19 protein-coding genes are annotated in these 24,020 nt (G+C 67.5%); 7 read left to right on the top strand and 12 right to left on the bottom strand.

Features of this window, described 5'->3' with window-relative positions:
• From GQS65_RS17480 to GQS65_RS17490, 3 genes are all read right to left on the bottom strand, one after another.
• The coding region (locus GQS65_RS17480; RefSeq protein ID WP_158205914.1) for a GAF domain-containing protein at nt 1-1,997 on the bottom strand (1,997 nt) is incomplete at its 3' end.
• A gap of 155 nt (nt 1,998-2,152) precedes the next feature.
• Entirely contained in the window at nt 2,153-3,211 is a 1,059-nt protein-coding gene (trmB, locus tag GQS65_RS17485; RefSeq protein ID WP_158205915.1) for an HTH-type sugar sensing transcriptional regulator TrmB, read from the bottom strand.
• A gap of 80 nt (nt 3,212-3,291) precedes the next feature.
• On the bottom strand, nt 3,292-4,353 hold the full coding sequence (locus tag GQS65_RS17490; RefSeq protein WP_158205916.1) for a glucose 1-dehydrogenase: 1,062 nt from the start codon (nt 4,351-4,353) through the stop codon (nt 3,292-3,294).
• Between the two features lie 183 nt (nt 4,354-4,536).
• On the opposite strand from GQS65_RS17490, the gene GQS65_RS17495 reads away from it, so the two are divergent.
• The 5 genes from GQS65_RS17495 to GQS65_RS17515 all read left to right on the top strand — a co-directional run bounded on the left by GQS65_RS17495 (nt 4,537) and on the right by GQS65_RS17515 (nt 11,746).
• The gene (locus GQS65_RS17495; RefSeq protein WP_158205917.1) at nt 4,537-6,231 is read left to right on the top strand and encodes a glycoside hydrolase family 13 protein; all 1,695 of its coding nucleotides are present in this window, start codon (nt 4,537-4,539) and stop codon (nt 6,229-6,231) included.
• A 105-nt stretch (nt 6,232-6,336) separates the two neighbouring features.
• Complete coding sequence (locus GQS65_RS17500; protein ID WP_158205918.1) at nt 6,337-7,299, top strand: carbohydrate kinase family protein; 963 nt, start codon at nt 6,337-6,339, stop codon at nt 7,297-7,299.
• A gap of 130 nt (nt 7,300-7,429) precedes the next feature.
• On the top strand, nt 7,430-8,860 hold the full coding sequence (locus GQS65_RS17505; RefSeq protein ID WP_158205919.1) for an aldehyde dehydrogenase family protein: 1,431 nt from the start codon (nt 7,430-7,432) through the stop codon (nt 8,858-8,860).
• A gap of 44 nt (nt 8,861-8,904) precedes the next feature.
• Nucleotides 8,905-10,668: a pyruvate kinase gene (gene pyk / locus GQS65_RS17510; protein WP_158205920.1), complete on the top strand. Its 1,764-nt coding sequence runs from the start codon at nt 8,905-8,907 to the stop codon at nt 10,666-10,668.
• An 82-nt stretch (nt 10,669-10,750) separates the two neighbouring features.
• Nucleotides 10,751-11,746 carry an aldo/keto reductase gene (locus GQS65_RS17515; protein ID WP_158205921.1) on the top strand — a complete coding sequence of 332 codons (996 nt, stop codon included), beginning with the start codon at nt 10,751-10,753 and terminating at the stop codon, nt 11,744-11,746.
• Nucleotides 11,747-11,757: 11 nt separating this feature from the next.
• Here GQS65_RS17515 and GQS65_RS17520 read toward each other — a convergent pair whose 3' ends face one another.
• From GQS65_RS17520 to GQS65_RS17530, 3 genes are read right to left on the bottom strand one after another with little or no spacing between them, the layout of a single operon-like run.
• Entirely contained in the window at nt 11,758-12,885 is a 1,128-nt protein-coding gene (locus GQS65_RS17520) for a Gfo/Idh/MocA family protein (protein WP_158205922.1), read from the bottom strand.
• 6 nt (nt 12,886-12,891) lie between these two features.
• Entirely contained in the window at nt 12,892-13,854 is a 963-nt protein-coding gene (locus GQS65_RS17525) for a sugar phosphate isomerase/epimerase family protein (protein ID WP_158205923.1), read from the bottom strand.
• A 32-nt stretch (nt 13,855-13,886) separates the two neighbouring features.
• Nucleotides 13,887-15,032, bottom strand: a complete 1,146-nt coding sequence (locus tag GQS65_RS17530; protein ID WP_158205924.1) for a Gfo/Idh/MocA family protein — start codon at nt 15,030-15,032, stop codon at nt 13,887-13,889.
• 387 nt (nt 15,033-15,419) lie between these two features.
• On the opposite strand from GQS65_RS17530, the gene GQS65_RS17535 reads away from it, so the two are divergent.
• Entirely contained in the window at nt 15,420-16,802 is a 1,383-nt protein-coding gene (locus tag GQS65_RS17535; RefSeq protein WP_158205925.1) for a hemolysin family protein, read from the top strand.
• 122 nt (nt 16,803-16,924) lie between these two features.
• The gene (locus tag GQS65_RS17540) at nt 16,925-17,794 is read left to right on the top strand and encodes a universal stress protein (protein ID WP_158205926.1); all 870 of its coding nucleotides are present in this window, start codon (nt 16,925-16,927) and stop codon (nt 17,792-17,794) included.
• Between the two features lie 213 nt (nt 17,795-18,007).
• Here the strand turns inward: GQS65_RS17540 and GQS65_RS17545 are convergent, their stop codons facing one another.
• The 6 genes from GQS65_RS17545 to GQS65_RS17570 all read right to left on the bottom strand — a co-directional run bounded on the left by GQS65_RS17545 (nt 18,008) and on the right by GQS65_RS17570 (nt 23,997).
• A complete protein-coding gene (locus GQS65_RS17545; RefSeq protein WP_158205927.1) occupies nt 18,008-18,208 on the bottom strand; it encodes a hypothetical protein in 201 nt (66 codons plus the stop codon).
• Complete coding sequence (locus GQS65_RS17550) at nt 18,208-19,389, bottom strand: ABC transporter ATP-binding protein (RefSeq protein ID WP_158205928.1); 1,182 nt, start codon at nt 19,387-19,389, stop codon at nt 18,208-18,210. The genes GQS65_RS17545 and GQS65_RS17550 overlap by 1 nt, the downstream gene beginning before the upstream one ends.
• Complete coding sequence (locus GQS65_RS17555; RefSeq protein ID WP_158205929.1) at nt 19,389-20,339, bottom strand: carbohydrate ABC transporter permease; 951 nt, start codon at nt 20,337-20,339, stop codon at nt 19,389-19,391. The genes GQS65_RS17550 and GQS65_RS17555 overlap by 1 nt, the downstream gene beginning before the upstream one ends.
• Nucleotide 20,340: 1 nt before the next feature.
• Nucleotides 20,341-21,327, bottom strand: coding sequence for a carbohydrate ABC transporter permease (locus GQS65_RS17560; protein ID WP_158205930.1), 987 nt, complete (start codon nt 21,325-21,327; stop codon nt 20,341-20,343).
• A 4-nt stretch (nt 21,328-21,331) separates the two neighbouring features.
• Nucleotides 21,332-22,831 (bottom strand): extracellular solute-binding protein, encoded by a 1,500-nt coding sequence (locus GQS65_RS17565; RefSeq protein WP_158205931.1) that lies wholly within the window; start codon nt 22,829-22,831, stop codon nt 21,332-21,334.
• An 83-nt stretch (nt 22,832-22,914) separates the two neighbouring features.
• Nucleotides 22,915-23,997, bottom strand: a complete 1,083-nt coding sequence (locus GQS65_RS17570; RefSeq protein ID WP_158205932.1) for a TrmB family transcriptional regulator — start codon at nt 23,995-23,997, stop codon at nt 22,915-22,917.
• Nucleotides 23,998-24,020: the final 23 nt, after the last annotated feature.

The raw sequence follows: 24,020 nt of genomic DNA on the forward strand, positions 1-24,020 counted from the left end.
AGCGTCCGGTCGGTCGTCCGCGCGAGCGCGAGCAGGTCCTCGATGAGGTCGGTCATCCGGTCGTGTGCGTCCTTGATGCGGTCGAAGTGCTCGTCGTCGCCCGTCTCCCGAGCGATGTCGAGGAACCCGACCGCGGCGGTCAGCGGCGTCCTGAGGTCGTGTGCGACGACGCTGGCGAACTCGTCGAGTCGTTCGTTGGTCTCGCGCAGCCGTCGTTCGCGGTCGGCGCGCGTCAGGGCGGCCTCCGCGGCCGCACCGAGGATACGAACCAGTTCCAGGTCCTGTTCGTCGTACTCGTCCTCGACGGGCGAACCGGCACCGAGGACGCCGTGGTCGCCGATGGGGACGGCGATTCCCGAGCGAACCCCCTGGTAGGTCGGGTCGACGACACTCAGGTCGTCGTAGAGGACACACTCGCCCGCTCGGAACGCCGACCACAGCCGTTCGTCGTCGGGACCAAGCACTGGGAGACGACCGAGTCGCTCGCGTGCGGCCTCGCTCCTCGTCGTCGGGTCGAGACACTGGTCGTCCTCGTCGTATCGCCAGAACGCGGCCAGCGGGTAGCCGAGCACGTCGGCGGCCGCGTCGACGGCCACTCGTCGTATCTCTTCGGCGTCGGCGGCGACGTTCAGTTCGCTCGTCGTCGTCTGGAGCGCCCGGAGTTTCCGCTCGAACTCCCGCAGTTCGGTGACGTCGTCCATCACGCCGTACACCTCCCCGACGTCGCCGTCGGCCGTCCGGAACGGCGCGGTCGAGAGTCGGAGGTCGAGCACGTCGCCGTCGCGTGTCAGGCGACGGATGGACTTTCCGTGGTACTGCTCGTCGTCGAACGTCCGTCGTCGCATCTCCTCCGCGTCGGCCGACTCGGCGGCCGGGACGAGCGGGTAGTCCTCGCCGACGACCTCCTCGGCCTCGTACCCGAACATCGCCTCCGCGCCGGGGTTCCAGCGCGTGACGGTCCAGTCGTCGCTCACGCCGACGACGGCCAGCGGTATCGCCTCGACGAGCGATTCGAGGCGGTCGGTCAGCGCTTCGAGTTCACGCTGGCGACGCGCCCGCAACAGGTCGCTCCCGACCCACTCGGCGACGAGTCTGAAGAGTGCGACGTCCGCGTCCGTGACGGGGTCGGTGCGTGGCTCCTCGCTGGCCAGACAGACGGTGCCGTAGAGGCCCTCACCGACCGTGACCGGGAGGCCGAGGTAGGACTCCATCCCCATCTCACAGTAGGCGCGTTTCTCGACGGCCCCGGCGTCGGCGGCGTCGAGGAACCACTCGACGCTCGCCGAGTCGACGACCCGCTTGCAGTAGGTCCCGTCGAGGTCGAACGTCGCCCCCGCCGCGATGTGTTCGCCGGGCGCGTGGACGGAGCGAATCTCGTAGTCGTCGTCGCTGACCCGCGAGAGGACGCCCATCTCGAACCCGAGCGTCTCACAGCAGAGTTCGAGCAGGGCCGACGCCTGTTCGTCGAACGACGCCTCGGGGTCCATCGTGACGTCGAGAAACGAGTAGAGGAACGCCCGGTCGCGCTGGAGGCGTTCGGCCGCCACGGCGTCGTCCGACCCCACGTGCCGGCCGTCGGCCCTCGTTCCCTGCGAGGAGCGGTCCGCGCGGATGGTCCGTCGCGCCCGTGCCAACTGCTCGATACGACGCGCCGCCAGCGTCGCCCGCCCGTCGAGGCCCTCGGTCGTGAGGACGTCGGCAGCACCCGCCGTCGTGAGACGGTCGAGCGTCTCGTCCCCGAGGGGGCCGTCGTGGACGGCGACGACGGCGGTGTCGGCCGTCTCGACGACCTGCTCGATACGGCTGCCGGGGCGCTCGTCGTCCGTTCCGATGACGACGCAGTGAGGCGGGTCGTCGAGGGCGACGAGCGACTCCAGTGACGACGCGCGTCGATAGGCGAGTCCGTCGACCGTGTCGAACGCCGTCGACAGCGACCGAACGACGGCACTCTCGACAGCGACGAACGCGACCTGCGCACCCGACTCGTCGGTCCCCATAGTCGGTGCGAGCTAACGAGTACGGTGATATAAACGTATCCTGAATAGTCATAGACCTCTGCCGGTCCGTCGCGGTCGTCCCCGGACGACGACCGCCACCAGAAACCGCCGGAGTCGACGACCAGCAGGCGGACGAAGCCACCGGCGGGCAGCCCTCACTCGTCGAGTCCGGGAGGGTCAGAACGACCGATGTGAATCTCGCGGGCCTCGATGTCCTCCAGCGCGGCGACCTGTCCACCGACGTCGACGAGGCCCTCGCCCGTGTCGACGGTGAGCGCGGCCGTCTCGCGGTTGGTGCCGACGGAGACGTCGACGACCTCGCCGTGGACGGTTCGGCTCGCCCCGCCCTCGACGTCGCGGCCGACGATGCTGGCGTAGAACGGGCCGTCGGTCGCCGAGAGGTCGCTCACGCACCGTCGGATGGTCGCGTAGCGACGCGGGAACGCGGGGCGGCTGTCGTCGTGCTGGACCGTCGTCGCACTCGTCCAGACGACCGTGTTGAGGAAGCCCGAGACGAGAAAGCCCAGTTCCGACCGGTTGAAGATGACGCCGTAGCGGTCGCGGTCCGACCGGAGTGCGTCTCGGGTCGCGTACACCGAGTAGCTCCCGTCGGCGACGGCGACGACGGGCGTCGTGAGTCCACGGCGGGCGCGCGTGTGCGTCGCAATCCTGGCGTAGTCGTACTCCTCCGGTCCGGGCGCGTCGACCGCCGGCGAGAGCAGGAGTTCGATGGTGACGCCCGCTTCCCGTCGCTCTTGGAGTTCCTCCTCGAAGCGACCGACGAGGTCGGGCGAGACCGAGAGTACGAGTTCGTACTCGGCGGACTCGATGACGTCCGCGAGGTAGCGTAGGATGGTCGAGCGGGACTTGACGAGCGTCACGGCCTCCGAGTCGCGGACCGGCGAGGTGTACTCGCGTTCGAGGTCCTCGACGAGGTCGTCGAGCGAACTCCGGAGGTCAGTGAACGCCTCCTGCGGGTCGACGGCGAGCACGCGCATGGGCCGTGACTCCTGGAGTTCGACGAGACCGACGTTCGCCAGCCCACGGACGGTGTCGTAGACTCGTGGCTGGGGGATGTCGGTGTACTCGGCGATCTCCGAGGCGGTCAGTTCGCCGTGCCGGAGGATGGCGAGGTAGGCCTCGGACTCGTACTCGCCGAAGTCGAACCGACCGCTGAGGCGTTCGAGTGTCGCGCGCGGGTCGCCGGAACTCATCGGTCGTCCGTTGGCGAGGTGACCAAAGAGGTTGTTCATTCAAGCGAGCCGCGTGGGGTCAACGTTCACCGAGACCGGTCTCAGTAGGTGTCGAACTGGACCGCGGTCTTCAACACGGCGTCGTCGGCGACGAACGCGTCGGGCGCGTCGTCGAGGTGGTAGACGCCGCTGACGAACTCGTCGACGAACCAGTCGGGGAGGTCGGTGAGCGTGTCGACGGCCGACTCGAAGTGGGCCGCACCGGAGTTGACGCTCCCGACGATGGCCTTGTTGTTCATCACGACGTCCTTGTGGAACGAGCCACCGTCGACCTCGAACGACCACGACTCGGGGACACCCAGCAGCGCCGCGACGCCGCCGGGGGCGAGCGCGTGGATCCCGTCGAACGCGTGGCGGGCGTAGCCCGTCGCCTCGAAGACGAGGTCCACAGTCTCGTGGCTCTCGGGCACTTCGGCGACCGGCGTCCGGCGAGAGTCGACGTACGTCGCGCCGAGTCGTTCGATGATGTCGATGCTCGGGTCGGGCCGGTCGCGCCGGCCGAGACAGTAGGTGCGCTCGTAGTCGTCGAGCATCGCCAGCGTGAGCAGGCCGAGCGGGCCGTTCCCGAGGACGAGCGCGGATTCGGGTCGCCAGTCGAACGCCGACCGCGAGACGTAGGCGTGGTGGAGCGCCTTCTCCGTGATGGAGATGGGTTCGACGAGGAACCCCAGCGGCGCGAGGTGTTCGGGGATGGGCACCAGCGTCTCCTCGGGGCTGGTGAAGTAGTCGCTCATGAAGCCGTGTGCGCCAGAGATACCGCGTTCGAGACACTGGTCGGGTGGGGCCATGTCGGCCTGCCCGCGCTCGAAGTAGTCGTTCGTCCGTCCCTCGGGTCGTCGACGGACGGTGGGGACGACCACGTCGCCCACCTCGAACGACGTGCCGTTGGGGTCCTCGACGACGCCGACCGCCTCGTGGCCCAGGACGAGGTGGTCGTCACCCTCCGGATACCCCCCGTGTGTCCCGTCGATGACCTCCCGGTCGGTCCCGTCGACGCCCACCCGAAGCGTCCTGACGAGCGCTTCCCCGGTCGCTGGCTCCGGGCGGGGCTTCTCGACGACCGTCGGCGACGTCTCGCCGCGGCGGATGGCTACTGCTCGCATGTTCGTCCTCTGCGTCCCTCACGGATAAATATTTACCCGATTCTGAGTAAACACTGAATCCCCCCGACCGACGACTCGGCGACTCGGCTGTGTCGGACGGGTGTGGCGACGGGAGAAAACCGGGCGACCACAGTCCTGCCCCAAACGGTCAGTTTAGTACCGACGGCGGTACAAGCCGGACCGATGACGTCCTCACAGTCCGACCTCGACAGGCGGTGGTGGAAGGAAGCGGTCGTCTACCAGATCTACCCGCAGAGCTTCGACGACACGACCGGTGACGGTATCGGCGACTTACAGGGGATACTCGACCGTCTGGACTACCTCGACGAGTTGGGTGTCGACGTGCTCTGGCTCAACCCCGTCTACGACTCGCCACACCACGACGACGGCTACGACGTCCGTGACTACCGCGCGATTCGGGAGGCCTACGGCGACATGGACGACTGGAACGAACTGCTCGAGGCGGTCCACGACCGAGGGATGAAGCTCATCATGGACCTCGTCGTCAACCACACCAGCGACGAACACGCGTGGTTCGTCGAGGCCCGCGAGACCCCCGACGGCGAGTATCGGGACTACTACGTCTGGCGAGAGGGCGAAACGGACGCCGACGGGAACCGGGGGCCGCCGAACAACTGGGAGTCGGGGTTCGGCGGGTCGGCGTGGGAGTACGACGAACCGAGCGGCGAGTACTACCTCCACCTCTTCGACGTCCACCAACCGGATCTGAACTGGGAGAACCCGACCGTCCGCGAGGAGGTGTACGACATGATGCGCTGGTGGCTGGAGAAGGGTATCGACGGCTTCCGGATGGACGTCGTCAACGTGCTCTCGAAGCCCCAGGAGTTCCCGGACGACGACCCGAACCGGGGATGGGTCGGGATGGGGCACGTCAGCGACGGGCCGCGACTCGACGAGTTCCTGGGCGAGATGGCCACGGAGACGTTCGACCGCCACGAGACGATGTCGGTCGCCGAGATGCCCGAGGCGACGCTCGAACAGGCCCGACGCCTCACAGGCGTCGACGGGCCGCTCGACATGGTCCTCCACTTCGAGCACGTCACGCTCGACTACCACGACGAGGACGGCTGGTGGACCGTCCGTGACATCCCCCTCCCGGAGTTCAAGCGGGTCATCACGCGCTGGCAGACCGGACTCGACGAGGGGTGGAACGCCGTCTACCTCGGCAACCACGACCAGCCACGCATCGTCTCGCGGTTCGGAGACGACGACGAGTTCCGCTACGAGTCCGCGACGCTCCTCGCCACGCTGCTGTTGACGCTCCGTGGCACGCCGTTTCTCTTCCAGGGCGACGAGATCGGGATGTCGAATTACCCGTTCGAGTCGCTCGAAGAGATGGCCGACGCCCAGACGCTCGGCAACGTCGAGACGGCCATCGCCGAGGGCCGCATCGACGACTTCGAGGAGGTGAAAGAGCTCGTCCGCTACCGCTCGCGGGACAACGCCCGGACGCCGATGCAGTGGGACGACTCCGAACACGCGGGGTTCACCGACGGCGACCCGTGGCTCCCGGTCAACCCGAACTACGCCGAGGTGAACGTCGCGGCGGCCCGTGCCGACCCCGACTCCGTCTTCCACTACTACCGGAGACTCGTCGACCTGCGCCACGACGAGGAGACGCTCGTCTACGGCGAGTACGACCTGCTGCTCCCCGACCACGAACGCGTGTTCGCCTACACCCGAACGCTCGGTGACGACCGGTGGGTGGTCGTCCTGAACGTGGCCGCCGAACCGACGCGCGTCGACCTCCCCAAAGTCGCCGCCGCCGACTTCGTCGTCGGTAACGACGGCCGTCCCGACGACGCGGACGAACGACTCGACCTGCGGCCCTACGAAGCACGGGTCTATCGGGGGTGAGTGACTGGTCGGCGCTGTCGAGTCGGTGGAGTCGAGCGACGGTGATCCCCGGTCGCTCGACCGGGTCCCGGCGTGCTTTTGATTCTCACGGGAGAGTGTCGAGGTATGACCCACCGACCCGACGTCCTCGTCGCCGGCGAGACGCTCGTCGACTTCCTCCCCGGTTCGGCCGGCCCGCTGGCGAGCGTCGAACGGTTCACCAGACGCCCCGGCGGTGCGCCGGCGAACGTCGCCGTCGGCCTGGCGACGCTCGGCCACGCGCCGTGGTTCTGGACGCGCGTGGGAGCGGACCCGTTCGGCGACCTGCTCGCCGAGACGCTCGCCGACCACGGCGTGCCCGACCGGTTCGTCGAACGCGACCCCGAGGCGAAGACGACGCTCGCGTTCGTCGAACACGACGACGCGAAGGACCGTGCGTTCACGTTCTACCGCGACGGGACCGCCGACACCCGCCTCCGGCCGGGGACGGTCCCCGACGGAGTGCTCGCGTCGGTCGGGTGGGTGTACGTCGGTGGTGTCGCACTCGCCTCCGGGTCGTCACGGGAAGCGACGTTCGACCTCGTCGAACGCGCACGCGAGCGGGGAGCGATGGTCGTCTTCGACCCGAACGCCCGCCCGGAACTGTGGGACGACGACTTCGCGGCGGTCGCCACCCGCGCGCTCGAGGCCACGGACGTCGTGAAGGCGACGCCGGAGGACCTCGCGGCGGTCGGGTTGGAGGGGTCTCCCGCGGCGCTCGCGGAGGCCGTCCTCGACGGTGGCCCGCACACCGCTCTGGTGACGCGCGGGGCGAAGGGGGCACACGCGTCGTCGACGGCCGACGCGCCCTGGGGGGCCGACACCGTCGACCACGCCGGCTACCCGGTCGACCCGGTCGATACGACCGGTGCGGGTGACGCGTTCACGGCGGGGGCGCTCGCGGCGCTCGTCGACGGCGAGTCGCTCCCGGAGGTCCTCGCGTTCGCCAACGCCGTCGCCGCGGTGACGACGACGGCCGAAGGGGCGATGACCGCACTCCCCGACCGAGGGGCCGTCCGAGCGTTCCGGAGCGACCGTGACGGCGCGTGAGTACGCCTCCGACGCCGACCGAGAACCGGGCTTCGGTACCGACGCGTCCGTGGCCGGGCGCGTCAGCCACTAGGAGTAATTAATTCGTTTGTGAGTAAACTTCTTAGGGGTGGCTCCCCGACTGACGACTATGGCAGTGGGAACGGTACATCACGGCAAGACGAACCTCATCGACGGTCGCTGGGAACAGTCGGACGCCACCATCGAGGTCGAAGACCTGGCAGAAGGCGGGGTCTTCGCCGAGATAGCGAGTGCGACGGCGGAGCAGGCGACCGACGCCGTCGCCGCCGCCCACCGTGCGAAGGCTGCGATGCGGGAGACGACCATCGTCCAGCGCGCCGGGTGGCTGGAGGAGATAGCGGCGGGACTCGTCGAGCGAAAGGAGGAACTCGCGGAGGTCATCGTCCGTGAGGCGGGCAAGCCGGTCTCCAGCGCCCGTGGCGAGGTGGACTCCGCGGCCGAACGCTTCCGACGTGCCGCCGAGGAGGCGCGCAACCAGCAGGGCGAGTTCATCGAGGGCACTACCGAGGGCCACGAGGGCTGGGAGGCCATCGTCAAGCCCCAGCCGGTCGGGACGGTCCTCTGTGTCGCCCCCTACAACTACCCGCTGATGACGACGGCGCTCCAGGTCGCGCCGGCGCTCGCGGCGGGCAACAGCGTCGTCCTCAAGCCCGCCTCGAAGACGCCCATCAGCAGCGCCATCCTCGCGGAGGTCGTCTCGGAGGTCGGCCTCCCCGACGGCGGCTTCAACTTTGTCGCCGGCTCCAGCGGCGACATCGGCGACACGCTCGCCGGTGACGACCGCATCGACGCCGTCGCCATGACCGGGTCGTCGAGCGCCGGCACACACGTCGCCCGCGAGTCGGGCATGGTCGAACTCCACATGGAACTGGGCGGGAACGCCCCGGCCATCGTCTTCCCGGACGCCGACCTCGACGCCGCGGCTGCCGACTGCGCGAAAGGCTCGTTCAAGTACGCCGGGCAGCGCTGCTCGGCCGTCTCGCGCGTCCTCGCCCACGACGACGTCCACGACGAGATGGTCGAGCGCATCGAGGCGGAGATGGACGACTGGCGACCCGGCGACCTCTTCGAGGAGGACACCGCCATCGGCCCGCTCATCGACGAGTCGCAAGCCGAGTGGGTCGAGGAACTCGTCGAGGACGCCGTCGAGAAGGGCGCGACGCTCGTCCGCGGTGGCGAGCGCGACGGCAAGACGTTCGAGCCGACGCTGCTCGCGGACGTGCCCCACGACGCCCGTATCGTCCACGAGGAGCAGTTCGGCCCCGTGGCGGTCCTCACCCGCTTCGCCGACGAGGAGGAAGCGCTGAGCATCGCCAACGGCGGTGACCTCGGGCTCGACGCCGCCGTCTTCACCGCCGACCACGACCGCGGGATGCGCGTGGCCGACCGCATCGAGGCCGGCGCGGTCCGTCTCAACGGCGCACCCTCGCACGGACTCGGTGACATCCCGTTCGGCGGCGTGAAAGACTCCGGTATCGGCCGGGAGGGCATCGGCTACTCCATCGACGCGTTCACGACCACGAAGAGCATCGTCCTCTGAACCGGCCGCTTATTTCACCCGGCGACCCCACATTCCGACCATCTATGCGCAACACGAAGATAGTCTGTACCCTCGGCCCCGCCTCGAACGACCGCGCGACCATCGACGGCCTCGTCGCCGCCGGGATGTCGGTCGCACGACTGAACGCCAGCCACGGCACTCCCGAAGACCGTGCGGCCGTCATCGAACGGGTCCGGGCGGCCGACGCCGACAGCGACGACACCGTCGCCGTCCTCCACGACCTGCCCGGCCCGGAGATTCGGACCGCGCCGCTCGACGACCCCATCCACCTCGAAGACGGGTCGGAACTCCGGTTCGTCGAGGGCGACGACGCGACGCCCGAGGAGGTCGGCCTCTCCGTCGCCCTCGACGGCGTCTCGGCGGGCGACGTGGTGTTGCTCGACGACGGCCGTATCGAGACCACGGTCCTCGCCGTCGAGGACGACGGCGTCCGCGTCCGCGTCGACGACGGCGGCGAACTGTCGGGACGCAAGGGCGTCAACGTCCCCGGCGTCGACCTCGGCCTGGACCTCGTCACCGAGCGTGACGAACGGGAACTCGACCTCGCGGCCGAGGCGGGCGTCGACTTCGTCGCGGCGAGTTTCGTCCGCGACGCCGCGGACGTCTACACCATCAGCGAGGCGCTCGAATCACGAGGTGCGGACATCCCCGTCATCGCCAAGATAGAGCGTGCGGACGCCGTCGAGAACCTCGAAGGCATCGTCGACGCCTCGTACGGCATCATGGTCGCTCGCGGTGACCTCGGCGTCGAGTGCCCGCTCGAACAGGTGCCGCTCATCCAGAAGCGCATCATCGCCCGCTGTCGGGAGACCGGCACCCCCGTCATCACCGCGACGGAGATGCTGGACTCGATGGTCCACTCCCGGCGACCGACCCGCGCGGAGGCGACCGACGTCGCCAACGCCGTCCTCGACGGGACGGACGCGGTGATGCTCTCCGGTGAGACGGCCGTCGGCGACCACCCACCGCACGTCGTCGAGACGATGGACCGCATCGTCGGGGACATCGAAGCCAGCGAGGAGTACCACGAGTCACTGGAAGAACGCGTCCCGACCGCTGGCGACACCCAGACCGACGCGCTCGCGCGGTCGGCCCGCTTTCTCGCCCGCGACATCCGCGCCAGTGCGGTCGTCGCCGCCAGCGAGTCCGGTTACACCGCCCGCAAGGCCGCGAAGTACCGCCCGAACGTTCCCGTCGTCGCCGCGACACCGAACGACGAGGTCCGCCGCCAACTCGTCCTCTCGTGGGGTATCGTCCCTCGTCGCATCGAACTGCTCACCGAGGGAGCCGACCAGGTCATCCAGAACGCCGCGCAGTCGGCGCTCTCGACCGGCGTCGCCGAGTCCGGCGACACCGTCGTCGTCCTCTCGGGGATGATGACCGACCTCGACGGGACGGACACGACGAACCTGCTCAAGGTCCACGTCGCCGCCGAAATCGTCGTCTCCGGGCGGAGCGTCGTCGCGGGCCGGGTCGCCGGACCGCTCTTCCGGAGCGGCGACGGCGACCTGAGCGAAGCGCCGGAGGGCGCCATCGTCGCCCTCACCGCCGGGTTCGACGGCGAACTCACCGGCGACTACGACCGCGTCGCGGGTGTCGTCGACGCTCGCCCCGGTCTGACGGGGTACGCCGCCGTCGTCGCCCGCGAACTCGGCATCCCGATGGTCAGCGACGCGACCGTCCCCCCGGAACTGGACGACGGCGAGACGGTGACCGTCGACGCCGAACGCGGCGTCGTCTACGAGGGCGACGTCGTCCGCGAACACGACGACCTGCGCTGGCACTGACTCCCGACCACGGCGCTCACTCGGAGCACCCGGTGTCGCTGCCCGACCAGTTAAGCCGTCGGCCCGAGGTGTGTCGACCGTCATGGAGTACACTCGACTCGGCCGGACGGGCCTCCAGGTATCGCCGCTCTGTCTTGGCACGTGGCGGTTCGGTAAGGAGAACAGCGGCGTCGTCGAGACGGGGCGCGAAGAGGCCCACGAACTGCTCGACGCGTTCGAGGACCGCGGGGGCAACTTCATCGACACCGCCAACGGCTACGGCGGTGGCGACTCCGAACGCTGGATCGGCGAGTGGCTCGACGAGCGCGACCGGGAGGACTACGTCGTCGCCTCGAAGGTCTACTGGTCGCAGAACTCGCGGTTCGGGGAGAACCTCTCGCGGAAGAACGTCCGTGCCGAGATAGCGGGCACCCTCGACCGCCTGAACACCGACTACATCGACCTCTACTACATCCACCGCTGGGACGAGGACACCCCCGTCGAGACCACGCTTCGGGTACTGAACGACCTCGTACACGAAGGGACGGTCCACACCCTCGGTGCGTCGACGATGGCCGCCTGGCAGTTGACGAAGGCGCTCTGGAAGGCCGACGTCGACGGCCTCGACCGTTTCGAGGTCACACAGCCCCTCTTCCACGCGGCGTACCGCGACGACGTGGCGGACTACCTCGACGTCTGTGCCGACCAGGACCTCGCGGTCTGTCCGTACTCGCCGCTCGCCGGCGGCTTCCTCACCGGGAAGTACGAACGCGCTGGCGACGGGAGCGGCGACGTCGAGGCCCCCGACGGTTCGCGGGGAGCCATCGACGAACTGTTCACCGACTACTACGTCTCCGACCGCGGCTGGTACGTCCTCGACGAACTCCGGGCCGTGGCAGCGGCGTGCGACGCGACCCCCGCACAGGTCGCGCTCCGCTGGCTGATGGACCAGCGCGAGTTCTCGTGTGTCCCGATCGTCGGGGCCCGGACCGTCGACCAACTCGACGAGAACCTGGGCGCTCTGGACGTGACGCTGAGCGACGAGCAGTTCGAGCGCATCGACGACGCCCGCTACGACGAGGGCGGCGAGCGGTACTGAGGGCGGCCGACTCAGTCCACGTCGACCCACTCGCCCGCGTCGTCGCTGCGCTCGACGGCGTCGAGCACGCGCTGGACGGCGAGGGCGTCCTCGAAGTCCGGGTGGAACGCCTCGTCCCCATCGATGGCGGAGAGGAACTCGGAGTTCTCGTGGACGAACGTGTGCTCCCAGCCGACGACGTGGCCCGGCGGCCACCAGTGGTCGATGTACGGGTCGGACTCGTCGGTGACCAGCACCGTCTCGTAACCCCGTGCGTCGCCCGTCTGGACCTCCAGTTCGTTGAGCCGTTCGAGCGAGAACCGGAGGCTCCCCTCGGTGCCGTGGAGCGTGATCGTGTGGTCGTTCGCGTGGCCCGTCGCCACACGGGAGGCCTCGAACGTCCCCATCGCGCCCGACTCGTACTCTGCCTGTGCGGAGTAGGCGTCGTCGACGGTCACCTCGCGCGATTCGTCCACACCCTCGACGGGTCGTCGCTCGGTGAACGTCCGGAGGTGGCCCGACAGTCGCTCGACTTCGCCGACGTGGTCGCCGACGAGGAAGCGCGCGAGGTCGACGGTGTGTGCCCCGAGGTCACCGAGTGCGCCCGACCCGGCCATCTCCTCGTCGTTGCGCCACGACCACGGGGCCTCGGGGTCGGCCAGCCAGTCTTGCATGTAGCGCCCGCGAACGTGGCTGATGTCGCCGAGTTCGCCCGCGTCGACGAGGCGCTTCGCGTAGCGAATCGCGGGCACGAACCGGTAGTTGAACGCACACGCGGCGTGTGCGTCGCTGTCGCGGGCGGCCTCGGCCATCCGTTCGGCCCCGTCGAGCGTCGGCGCGAGCGGTTTCTCACAGAGCACGTTCGTCCCCGCTTCGAGCGCCGTCACCGTGGGTTCGACGTGGAGGTGGTTCGGCCCGAGGTTGTAGAAGACGTCCACGTCGTCGACGACGTCGCGCCAATCGGTGGCCGTCTCGGCGAACCCGAATCGGTCGGCGGCGGCCGCCAGCGCGGACTCGTCGCGCCCGACGAGAACCGCCCGTTCGGTTTCGGGGGCGTCCGGGAAGAACATCGGCAACCGAGCGAGGGCGTTGGCGTGGGCCTTGCCCATGAACCGGTAGCCGAGGAAGCCGACGCGAAGCGGGGGAGAGGTGTCACTCATCGGTGGTCACTCCGCCCAGTACGCCTCGCCCGGTTGCGTCTCGAACACCGCGCGGTCGAGCAGTTCGACCGCCTTCTCCAGTCCCTCGCGGGAACTGGTCAGGGAGTCCTCGTGTTCGATGGAGAGCGCCCCGTCGTAGCCGACCATCCGGAGCGTCGAGACGAGGTCCTTCCAGTGGCTCTCGCCGTGGCCGTAGCCCACGCTCCGGAAGAGCCACGAGCGCTCGGGTTCCTCGCGGTAGTCGGTCGTGTCGAGGACGCCCTTCACGCGGCTGTTGGCCTCGTAGACCTTCGTGTCCTTCGCGTGGACGTGGTGGATGGCGTCCCCGAGGAAGCGGACCGCCTCGGTGACGTCGATACCCTGCCAGTAGAGGTGAGAGGGGTCGAAGTTCGCGCCGAGACGCTCGCTGGTCGCGTCACGGAGTCGCTGCATCCCGTGGGGTTCGTAGACGAGCATGTTGGGGTGCATCTCGATGGCGACGTCGACGCCGTGGTGGTCGGCGTGGGCCGCGAGGTCAGACCAGTACTCCGTGGCGACCGCCCACTGGTAGTCGTGGGCGTCGGCGTGTTCACCCGGCCACGGTGCGGTCACCCAGTTGGGCACCTCGTCGTTCGGTCCGCCCGCCGGGAGCCCCGAGAAGCAGGTGACGGTGTCCACGCCGAGTTGGTCGGCCAGTCGGACGGCCTCGCGCAACTCCGTGTCCGCGCTCTCGGCACGGCTCTCGTCGGGGTGGAGCGGGTTGTTGTGGGTCGCCAGCGCGCTCACACGGGTGTCGTACTCGTCGAGCGTGTCGTGTAACTCGGCCTGGGCGTCCTCGTCGTCGAGCAACGCCTCGCGGGGCAGGTGGTCGTCGCCGGGGAACCCGCCACAGCCGAGTTCGACGGTCCCGACACCGAGGGCCGAGAGGTACGCGAGCGTGTCGTCGAGCGACTCATCGCCGAAGGGGACGGTCAGTACGCCGATGTCCATACGACCGCTACTCGGAACGGGTAGGTAAAACCTCAGTCCGTCGTCTCGACCTGGACCGCACTCGGCTGGTCGACCGGGTCGTCGAGTCGGACCGCACGGCCAGTCTCCGAGGACTCGTAGATGGCGTCGATGACGCGCTGGACGGCGAGTCCCTCCTCGACGGTGACCGGCGCGGGGCCGTCGTTCCGAACCGCGTCGACGAACCGGCGTTGCTCGGCGCGGTGTCCGTTCTCGCCACGCGTCGTGACTTGCGAGTCGGAGAAATGTGCCGCACCGAGGTCGCTCGTCTCGAACAGTTCCAACTCGTCGTCGACGTGGTTGTACGTCGCCCCCGCCTCCGTCCCGCGGACGACGATGTCGCTGTTCGGTGGCCGGTTCGACGCCCAGGCGACCTCCAGCGAGATAGTCTGGCCGTCCGCACAGCGAAGCAGTGCGGTCGCGGAGTCCTCGACGTCGACCGTACCGTCGCCGGACGACCCCCACTGGTCGATGTAGGTGTAGTCCTCGTCCGTGCCGAAGGCGTCGCGCGTGACTCCCGACACCTCGACGACCTCCGGATACCCCAGCACGTACAGCGCGAAGTCGATGGCGTGGGTTCCGATGTCGACGAGTGCGCCGCCGCCCGCGACGGCGTGACTCGTGAACCAGGAGCCACGGCCGGGGACGCCACGCCGGCGGACGTAGTTCGCCTCGACGTGGTAGACGTCGCCGAACCGACCGTCGTCGAGACAGCCACGGAGGACCTGCGCGGGCGAACCGAAGCGGTTGTGGAAGCCGACCATACAGAACCCGTCGGCCCCACGCGCGGCGGCCGCGATGCGCTCGGCGCTCGCCAGGTCGTGTGCCAGCGGCTTCTCGACCAGCACGTCGAGTCCGGCGTCGAGGGCGGCGACCGCGTACTCCTCGTGGAAGCAGTTGGGCGTCGTGACGATGACCGCGTCGACGGCCTCGAACAGTTCGTGGTGGTCGCTGTACGTCTCCACGCCGAACTCCGCCTCGAACGACTCCCGTGCCTCGGCGGCGATGTCCATCCCACCGACGAGCGTCACGGCCTCCTCCTCGTCGATGACCCGGAGTTGGTTCGCGTGGTGCCGGCCGATGTTTCCGAGTCCGACGAGTCCGAGTCGGACCGCCTCGCGCTCGATTAGTTCAGTAGTGGTCTCGTTCGTGTGCCCCATTCGTACTCTCTGCGACCGGCTACAACGAGTCACCGAAAGAGGGTTGCGGAACGTCCGCGAAAGCTGACAGTTCAGAAGACGGAACGACCGGACTCCGAGGAATGGCGACCGGGACCGGTGCTCACGGTGGGCGTGGAAGACACCGCGACGGGTCGTGCCACGACCGACGGGTCACGACCGACGAGCCACGAACCACGACGGGAGTCGGGTGTCACCGCACGAGAGAGGGACGGAGGGTGTCACCGCGCCCGAATTTTGGACTGCGTCACTTTCGGCGAGAACGGAGTTCGTTCCTTGCCGAAACCGCGGTGAGCGGTACTTTTCGTCGCAAAGTGGCCGCCGGTCTTCCCAAGGGTTACTTTTCTACTCCTGCAAGTGACGACACTGATGGGATCGTCCGTACTCACAGCAGTGTTCGAGGCCTGTCTCCTGCAGTACACCGTTCCGGTCTTCGGAATCGAACTGGGGGAGACGGGAGTGACCGTCGTCGGCGTTCTCATGATTCTGTTTCTCATCATGGGGTCGGGGTTCTTCTCGTCGTCCGAGATCGCGCTGTTCTCCCTCCCGGCCCACCAGATAGACGCGATGGTCGAGGAGGGCAAGCGTGGTGCGCGGGTGGTCAAGTCGCTCAAAGACGACCCGCATCGACTGCTCGTGACGATTCTCGTGGGGAACAACATGGTCAACATCACGATGTCGTCCATCTCGACGACCATCGTCGGCATCTACTTCGACGCGGGCACGGCAGTCATCGTCTCGTCGCTGGGTATCACGTCGATAGTCCTGCTGTTCGGCGAGAGCGCACCGAAGTCCTACGCCGTCGAGAACACCGACTCGTGGGCCCGGACGGTCGCCCCTCCGCTGAAGCTCTTCGGGAAGCTGATGTGGCCGCTCATCACGATATTCTACTATCTGACGGGCATCGTGAACCGAATCACCGGCGGTAGCTCGTCCATCGAATCGTCGTACGTCTCGCGGGCCGAGATACGAAACATGATCAAGACCGGCGAGCGCGAGGGCATCCTCGAGGAGGAAGAGCGCCAGATGCTCCAGCGGACCCTCCGATTCAGGAGCACCGTCGCCAAGGAGGTGATGACCCCTCGACTCGACGTGCGGGCCATCTCGACGGACCTGACCGTCGAGGAGGCCATCGAGGAGTGTCTACAGGCGGGACACGCTCGCCTGCCGGTCTACGAGGGGAGTCTCGACAACGTCGTCGGCGTCTTCGACATCCGTGAACTGGACCGGGACGCCGACGACGCCAGTCTCGACGTCGCGGACGTGTACAACCCGACGCTCCACGTCCCCGAGTCGAAGAACCTCGACGAACTCCTCGGGGAGATGCGCGAGAACCGGTTGCACATGGTCATCGTCATCGACGAGTTCGGTGCCACCGAGGGCATCATCACGATGGAGGACGTCCTCGAAGAGATCGTCGGCGAGATACTGGTGGGCGACGAGGACCACCCCATCGAGTTCGTCGACGACGACAGCGTCCTGACGAACGGTTCGGTCAACATCGACGAGGTCAACGAGGCGCTCGGTATCGACCTCCCCGAGGGCGAGGAGTTCGAGACCATCGCCGGGTTCGTCTTCAACCGCGCGGGCCGTCTCGTCGAGCAGGGCGAGTCGTTCGACTACGAGAACGTGACGCTCCGAGCCGAACGGGTAGAGAACACTCGGGTGCAGCGCGTCCGGGTGACCGTCGACCGCGACATCCCCGACCCGGTCGAACCGGTGTCACAGACCGACGAGGACGACAGCGACTGAACGGCGGCGTCTCGGCGACGTCGTTCGGCACGGACGGCCGGTTCCACGGCCCGGTCGCGTGGCCGTGAGCGACGGGTGAAAACCATTAGGCCACGGTGGGCGTAACCCCGTCGTACCGACAGATGTTCGAGAACATCCTCATCCCGTACGACGGTAGCGACGGCGCGGCGGAAGTGCTCCATCACGCCAGCGAACTGGCCCTGTGGGCCGACGCGACGATTCAGATCCTCTACGTCGCCGACACGACACGCGACAGCGTCACGGTCGTCCAGGGCCACACCGTCGACGCACTCGAACGACAGGGAGAGGACGTCGTCGACGAAGCCGCGAGAACGCTCGACACGCTCGGCGTCTCGTACGAGACCGACGTCGTTCAGGGCAACCCGGCCCCGACCATCGTCGACTACGCCGAACGGTACGACCAGGACCTGATCGTCATGCCGACACACGGCCGCGAGGGAGTCTCGCGGTACTTCGTCGGGAGCGTCTCCGAGAAGGTGGTTCGACTCTCCTCGGTCCCCGTCCTCACCGTTCGTATGCAGCCCGACGAGACGCTCGTGTTCCCCTACGAGAACGTCCTCATCCCGACCGACGGGAGTACCGCTGCGACGCACGCTGCCGGTCGGCTCGTCGAGTTCGCGGCGGCACTCGACGCGACCGTCCACGTGCTGTCAGTCGTCGACGACGCTACGCTCGGGTTAGACGTCGGCTCGACGGGGTCCGGTGCGGAGGACGAGGCGGCCGCCACCGACGCCGTCGACGCCGTCGTGTCGGAGGCCGAGACACACGGTGTCACGGACACGGTTCGCTACGTCGAACACGGAACCCCCGTCGAGGAACTCCTCGGCTGCATCGAGTCGAACGAAATCCACGCCGTCGGCATGGGGACGACGGGGAGACGTGGGACGGACCGTATCCTCCTGGGGAGTGTCGCCGAGAAGACCGTCCGGTCGGCACCGGTGCCCGTTCTGACCGTCGCGGAACCCGAGTGAGTCCTCACGAGGGGTCGGTCTCACCGCGCGTCACGTGCGGGTCACGAGGAGCGGCGGGGCGAGTGTCGACTCCGCTCGCCCCGTCGGGAGCGTGAACGGGGGCGTCGACCGGCCGAGAACACGGCGTCGGGAGTCGGCCGTGCGTGCAGGGTCGACGTCGCGGCCGACGCCACGTGTCACGGGGCCGCGACACGGCCACGGTCCCGACGGCGGTCAGTACAGCTGTTGTTCCGTCTGTTCGCGTTCCTCCTGTCGCTCCGCTTCGGCCTGCTGCTGTTGCCGACCGCGCCGGTACTGCCGCAGGCCGGGGACGAGCCGGTGGCGAACGTCTCGGACGAACGAGACGATGCCGTATATCCAGAAGAAAAACAGCAGCGTCCCGCCACCGAAGTAGAGGAGTGCTGCCGTCTCCATCAGTCGTCGCTCCCCGCTTCGGCCTCCTCGGTCGTCGAGTCTCGGGACGTCGGGTTCACCAGTCCGTGCTGGATGGCGTCGCCCGTCTCGCTGTCGAAGAGGTGAATCTTCGCACGGTCGAGGACGACCTGGATGTCCTGGTCGACGTCCACGTCGCTGTCGGGCGAGACGCTCATGAGCAACTGACCGGCCTCCGCGGCCTCGAAGTCCATCTCGATGTCCTCCTGGGTCACGAGGTAGACGAATATCTCGTCGCCCATCGGCTCGGTGACGTCCGTCCGGGCGTCGATACGCATCGAGGGGTGGCCGACGGACTCGCGCTGGTCGACCGGGTAGACGTCCTCGGGACGGACCCCGAGCGTGACGTGGTCCCCCGGTGAGACGCCCATCCGCGCGGGGTCGAACTCGATGTCGAAGCTGTCGGAGGTGAACCCCGACTCCGTGACGTCTCCCGTCGTGAAGTTCATCGACGGCGACCCGATGAAGCCGGCGACGAACAGGTTCGCCGGTTCGTTGTAACAGACCAGCGGCGGGTCGATCTGCTGGAGTTCGCCGGAGTCGATGACCGCGATGCGGTCGGACATCGTCATCGCCTCGGCCTGGTCGTGGGTGACGTAGATGATGGTCGTCTCCAACTCCTTGTGCAGGCGCTGGAGCTCCGTCCGCATGTGGACGCGCAGTTTCGCGTCCAGGTTGGCGAGCGGTTCGTCCATCAGGAACACGTCCGGGTTGCGCACGATGGCCCGGGCAATGGCGACACGCTGGCGCTGCCCGCCGGACATCTCGTCGGGCATGCGTTCGAGCATCCCCTCCAGTTGGACGATGTCCGAGGCGCGCTCGACGCGCCGGTCTATCTCCTCCGAATCGTACTTCCGGAGTCGCAGGCCGAAGGAGATGTTGTCCTTGACGTTCATGTGCGGGAACAGCGCGATGTTCTGGAACACCATCGCTACCCCGCGGTCTTTCGGCGGCAGTCGGGTGACCTCGCGGTCGCCGATCCACACCTCGCCCTCCGTCGGGAGCGTCAGTCCGGCGATGGTCTCCATCGTCGTGGACTTCCCACACCCCGAGGGGCCGACGAGGCAGACGAACTCCCCGTCTCTGATGTCGAGGTTCATGTCGTCGACTGCGGTGACGTCCTCGTAGCGTTTCGTGACGTGTTCGAGTTTGACTCGTGCCATTATTCTTTCAGTGCTCCTGCGGTCAGGCCGCTGACGATGCGTTCCTGGGCGACGATGACGAGAATCGCGACGGGGAGGACCCCGATGATGCTCGCCGCGGCGAACAGGTTGAACGACGTGGTGTACTGCGTCTGGTAGCTCAGGATACCGCCCACGAGCGGCGACCACTGGGTGTAGTCGTTCCCGAGCGCCATGATTTGCGAGAAGAAGTACTCGTTGTACACGCTGATAAAGGTTAGCACGCCCGCGGTCGCCACACCGGGTGCCGACAGCGGGATGATCACCCTAAAGAGCGCGCCGATACGGGTCGTCCCCTCGACGCGAGCGGCGTCCTCCAGTCCGTCCGGGATCTGCCCGTAGAACGTCGTGAGGACGAATATCGAGAGCGGCAAGAACAGCGCGCTGAACGGCAACACCATCGCTGCCGGCGTGTTGATGAGCCGTGGCGGCGTGAACAGCGCTATCTCGGTGAACGGGACGACGATGGGTGAGTTGCCGGTGAAGATGTCGAACAGCGGGACGACGAACGCCGCCGGTGGGAAGTAGCTGATGGCGAGGATGAGCAACATCAGCACGCCACGGCCGGGGAACTCCAGTCGGCCGAAGACGTAGCCCGCGAAACTGGCGATGAACAGGACGATGACCGTCGTCACTGTCGCCAGGATGAAGCTGTTCAGCATGTAGAAGTGGAACGGCACCTGCTGGAACACCTCCACGAACGCGTAGACGTTGAACCCCTCCGGAACCAGGCCGATACCGTTCAGAATCTCGTTGTTCGGCGTCAGCGCCAGCACGATGAGCCAGTAGAACGGGAACATCGTGGTGACGATGAAGAAGATGGCGGCGACGTAGAACATCGCCCGGTACGTCCGCTCCGGGTTCCGAATCGAACGGCTCGCCCAGCGGTTGAGCGGCCCGTCCGAGGTCTTGGAGTCCGACTCCGTCGCCATCTCAGAACCCCTCCCGGTACTGCTGGTAGATGATGACGCTGACTACCGCAGCGATGATGATGGCCGTCACGAACGCGATGACCGCCGCCACCTCGGTGTTGATACCGAGGTTGGCGACGACCATGCAGGACAGCGACGGCACGACCTCACACTTCGAGGTCGTGTCGATGACACCGTAGACGCGCATCGCCGCCACCGTGCGAAACAGGATGGCGACCCCGATGGTCGGCAGGACCAGCGGGAACGTGATGAGCTTGAACTGCTGCCACTTCGAGGCTCCCGCGACCTTCGCCACGTTGTAGAGCGAGCGGTCGATGCTCTGGAGACCCGCGAGGATGAGCAGCGCCATGAACGCCGACGTCTTCCAGATGTCGGCGATCATGACGATGAACAGCGAACTCCACGGGTCGTTGAGCGTGTTCGTCCCCTCGATGATGCCGAGGTCCGCGAGGAACGGCGTCGCGAAGCCGATGTTCGGCTGGAACATCAGCAGGAAGATCATCCCCTGGATGACGATGGGTACCGCCCACGGGATGATGATGGCGACGCGCACCCACCGCCGGCCACGGAAGTCCTGGTCGAGGACGAGCGCCTGCCCGAGACCGATGACGGTCTCGAACAGCACCGTCACCGCGGTGAAGATGAGCGTGACCATCAGCGAACTCCGGAGTATCGCGGTCAGCGACAGCGAGGACGGCAGGAACGTCGTCGTCCCCGGTAAGAACCCGTTGAGGCCGCCGTCGAACAGCGCGACGTAGTTCTCGAGGCCGATGAACTGCGGGTCCGTGTACGGGTCGGCGAACATCGACAGCTCCAGCGTCCGCAACAGCGGGTAGAACGCGATGGCACCGAGGATGACGAACACCGGTGTCAACAGCAGGTACGCGAACGCCGTCTCGCCGAGGTTCTCGACCCAGCGAGTGACGCCGGAGAGCGCACCGCCGCTCCCGGACTCCCGTCGTCTGTCCGCGGCTGTATCCGTGCTCATGGCATCAGGCGTTGTTCTCTATCTGCTCGATGGCACTCTGGAGGTCGCTCATCGCCTGGCTCGCCGACTTCGACCCGGAGACGGCGTTGTTGGCCTCCTGTGCGATGGTCGACGACTCGTTCGGCCAGACCTGTGTCACCGGTCGTGGCATCGTGTTCTCGCCGGCGATACGCATCGTCTCCATGTAGCCGCCGAGGACCGGCACCTCCTGTGCACGGTCGGAGTTGAACAGCGCCGGTTTCGGCGGGAGCCAGCCCTGAATCTCCAGCAGCGTCAACTGGAAGTCGTCCTGGGTCATCGCGGTGAGCACCTCGTAGACGGCCTCGAGGTTGTTGGAGTTCGGGTTGACCGTCGCGTGCCAGCCACCGAGTGCGGCCGTCGTGCCGCCGGTGCCCTGCTGGGACGCCTCGCTCTCGGACACCGCGTACGGGATGGGCATCGCGCCGTAGGCGTCGGTGCCGAGGGCGTCCTCCGCGGCGTTGAGCGCGATGGCGTACGGCCAGTTGCGCTGCATCACGGACTGGCCTTCGAGGATGGCGGTCCGTGCGTCCTCCTCTTGCCAGCCGGTGACGGCGTTGGGCATGATGCCGCCCGCGTAGCCGTCGAGCGCCTCGTCGTAGGCGTCCCCCTCGACGAACGTCCGCATCATCCGCAGGGAGTCGATGACCGGCTGTTCGTTGATGGTGACCGGGCGCTCGCCGACCGGCCCGAACAGGTTGCCCCGGCCGCCGAAGTACGCGCCGCCCCACGAGGAGAGCGCCTCGTTGAACGTACAGCACGCCGTCCCCTCGTAGACGTCCCACTGGGTGACGAAGCCGTACTGCGTCTCGGTCTGTTCCTGGATGTCGGCGGTGATTTCGGACCACTCCTGCCAGGTCATCGGCTCGGTAGCCCACGTCTCGAAGTCCGAATCGCCGTAGCCGGCTTCCCGCGCGAAGTCCTTGCGGTACTGCATCGTCGGGAAGTCCGGGAACACCGGCACGCCGAACAGGTTGTCGTTCTCCGGGTTCCGGGCCGTCGCGGTGAACCCCTCGAAGTAGTTGTTGTCGACGCTGTCGACGATGTCGCCCGGCGCGTTCTCCGTGAGGTTCAGGAGCCGGTCGTTCTGGATGAAGATGTTCACCCAGCCGTTGTCCATGAGGAACATGTCCGGCTGCGCCTCCCCGGCACGGAGGATACGGTTGTAGTTGTCCCGGCGTGTCCCGGTGTCCTGTGCGCCGGCGACGAGTTCGACGGTGATGTCGTCGGAGAGGCCGTTGTCGTGTAACGCCTGTTTGATGGCGTCGCCGTTGTCCTGTGCGGCCACCGGGTCGAACCCGAACTGCACGGTACCACCGCCGCCGCCGCCGCTGCCGTTCCCACCGCCACCACCGCCGCCACCGTCGCCGTAGATACAGCCGGCCAGTCCTGCCATCGCCCCGCTCGCACCGGCGGCTTTGACGAACGTTCGGCGAGAGACGGTCCGACCCCCTTCTCCACTGGTATGCGAACCCTTGTCGGGCATATCCCCTTATCCAATCGGTAAGGGTATATACCTACTGTCGGTACAACGGCCGTTGTAAACGGAGCCGCCCGGTGATTCGTCCGTCAAGCGTCGGGACCCCCACTCGAGCGAATCACACGTTCGACCGTGATAGTCGTCGCCTCCACCTCCTCGACGATAGCGCCCCAGCCGCCGACGCTCACCTCTCGTCCGTCCGTCTCGACCAGGAGCGTCACCTGGCCGGCGAGTTGGAGGACGCCGTCGGAGGCCGACCCGGGCGTGAAGCGGGTGCCGGTGACGCGGCCGTCGAACGAGACGGGGTCGCTGCTGGTGATGTCGAACCCTTCGACCCCCACCTCGACCGTCGCTCCCTCGTCGAGGAGGCCACGGACGTCGCGGACGCAGTACCGGATGTCGACGTACTTGACCGGTGGCTCCCCCGTCGGTTCGGCGTACAGCGGGTCGCAGTGCTCCCACAGCGAGGTCATGAAGTACCAGTGGAAGACGTAGGTGTGCGTTCGGTCGTCGACGACGACGCCGTAGAGGTCGTAGGAGTCGGGATGGTGTGCGAAACACGTCTGGTGACGGTCGACGAGCGCGACGAACGGTGCCGGGAGTCCGCGGTGGCGTGCCTCGGTACACGCCCCCCGTAGTCGGTCGAGAGCCGGCGGTTCGCCGGCGGGGTCGGTGTGGATGGAGAGCCGAATCGAGACGCCACGGTCGTGAGCGTTCATCAGCGCCGGGCGGAGCCGCTCGAAGTGTGTCGGTGTGACCGAGAGCTGAATCTGGTTCGTCGCCGACGAGATGAACTCCTCGGCCCGCTTGAGGACGATACCGAACTCCCGGACGATGGTCGCGTGGTTCCCTTCGAGTTCGGGTTGCTCCCAGCGCTCTTCGACCTCTTGGGCGGCCGCGTCGAGGCGTTCGGCACGGCCACGGAGCGTCGACAGCACCTCGTCGGGGCTGTGTGCGCTCGCACGGAGCGAGTCGTTCTGGTAGGTCTCGACGAACCCGCGGCTCTCGAGCGCGTCGAGCACGTCGTAGATACGAGGTTTCGGGACGTCGCTGGCCGCCGCGAGTTCCGTCGCCGACGCCGTGCCGAGGTCGAGCAACGTGACGTACGCTGTGGCCTGGTACGGCGACAGCCCCGCGTCCTCCAGCGTGGCCACGAGTTCCTCGGAGTCCATACGGGACGTGGACGAGCCAGGAA

The organism is Halomarina oriensis, assembly GCF_009791395.1.
GTDB lineage: Archaea > Halobacteriota > Halobacteria > Halobacteriales > Haloarculaceae > Halomarina > Halomarina oriensis.

Coding starts and splice junctions, on each gene's coding strand:
- GQS65_RS17520 (WP_158205922.1), bottom strand. CDS start 12,885: ATGAGTGACACCTCTCCCCCGCTTCGCGTCGGCTTCCTCGGCTACCGG.
- GQS65_RS17525 (WP_158205923.1), bottom strand. CDS start 13,854: ATGGACATCGGCGTACTGACCGTCCCCTTCGGCGATGAGTCGCTCGAC.
- GQS65_RS17535 (WP_158205925.1), top strand. CDS start 15,420: ATGGGATCGTCCGTACTCACAGCAGTGTTCGAGGCCTGTCTCCTGCAG.
- GQS65_RS17550 (WP_158205928.1), bottom strand. CDS start 19,389: ATGGCACGAGTCAAACTCGAACACGTCACGAAACGCTACGAGGACGTC.
- GQS65_RS17530 (WP_158205924.1), bottom strand. CDS start 15,032: ATGGGGCACACGAACGAGACCACTACTGAACTAATCGAGCGCGAGGCG.
- GQS65_RS17545 (WP_158205927.1), bottom strand. CDS start 18,208: ATGGAGACGGCAGCACTCCTCTACTTCGGTGGCGGGACGCTGCTGTTT.
- GQS65_RS17505 (WP_158205919.1), top strand. CDS start 7,430: ATGGCAGTGGGAACGGTACATCACGGCAAGACGAACCTCATCGACGGT.
- GQS65_RS17565 (WP_158205931.1), bottom strand. CDS start 22,831: ATGCCCGACAAGGGTTCGCATACCAGTGGAGAAGGGGGTCGGACCGTC.
- GQS65_RS17570 (WP_158205932.1), bottom strand. CDS start 23,997: ATGGACTCCGAGGAACTCGTGGCCACGCTGGAGGACGCGGGGCTGTCG.
- GQS65_RS17500 (WP_158205918.1), top strand. CDS start 6,337: ATGACCCACCGACCCGACGTCCTCGTCGCCGGCGAGACGCTCGTCGAC.
- GQS65_RS17515 (WP_158205921.1), top strand. CDS start 10,751: ATGGAGTACACTCGACTCGGCCGGACGGGCCTCCAGGTATCGCCGCTC.
- pyk (WP_158205920.1), top strand. CDS start 8,905: ATGCGCAACACGAAGATAGTCTGTACCCTCGGCCCCGCCTCGAACGAC.
- GQS65_RS17540 (WP_158205926.1), top strand. CDS start 16,925: ATGTTCGAGAACATCCTCATCCCGTACGACGGTAGCGACGGCGCGGCG.
- GQS65_RS17555 (WP_158205929.1), bottom strand. CDS start 20,339: ATGGCGACGGAGTCGGACTCCAAGACCTCGGACGGGCCGCTCAACCGC.
- GQS65_RS17495 (WP_158205917.1), top strand. CDS start 4,537: ATGACGTCCTCACAGTCCGACCTCGACAGGCGGTGGTGGAAGGAAGCG.
- trmB (WP_158205915.1), bottom strand. CDS start 3,211: ATGAGTTCCGGCGACCCGCGCGCGACACTCGAACGCCTCAGCGGTCGG.
- GQS65_RS17490 (WP_158205916.1), bottom strand. CDS start 4,353: ATGCGAGCAGTAGCCATCCGCCGCGGCGAGACGTCGCCGACGGTCGTC.
- GQS65_RS17560 (WP_158205930.1), bottom strand. CDS start 21,327: ATGAGCACGGATACAGCCGCGGACAGACGACGGGAGTCCGGGAGCGGC.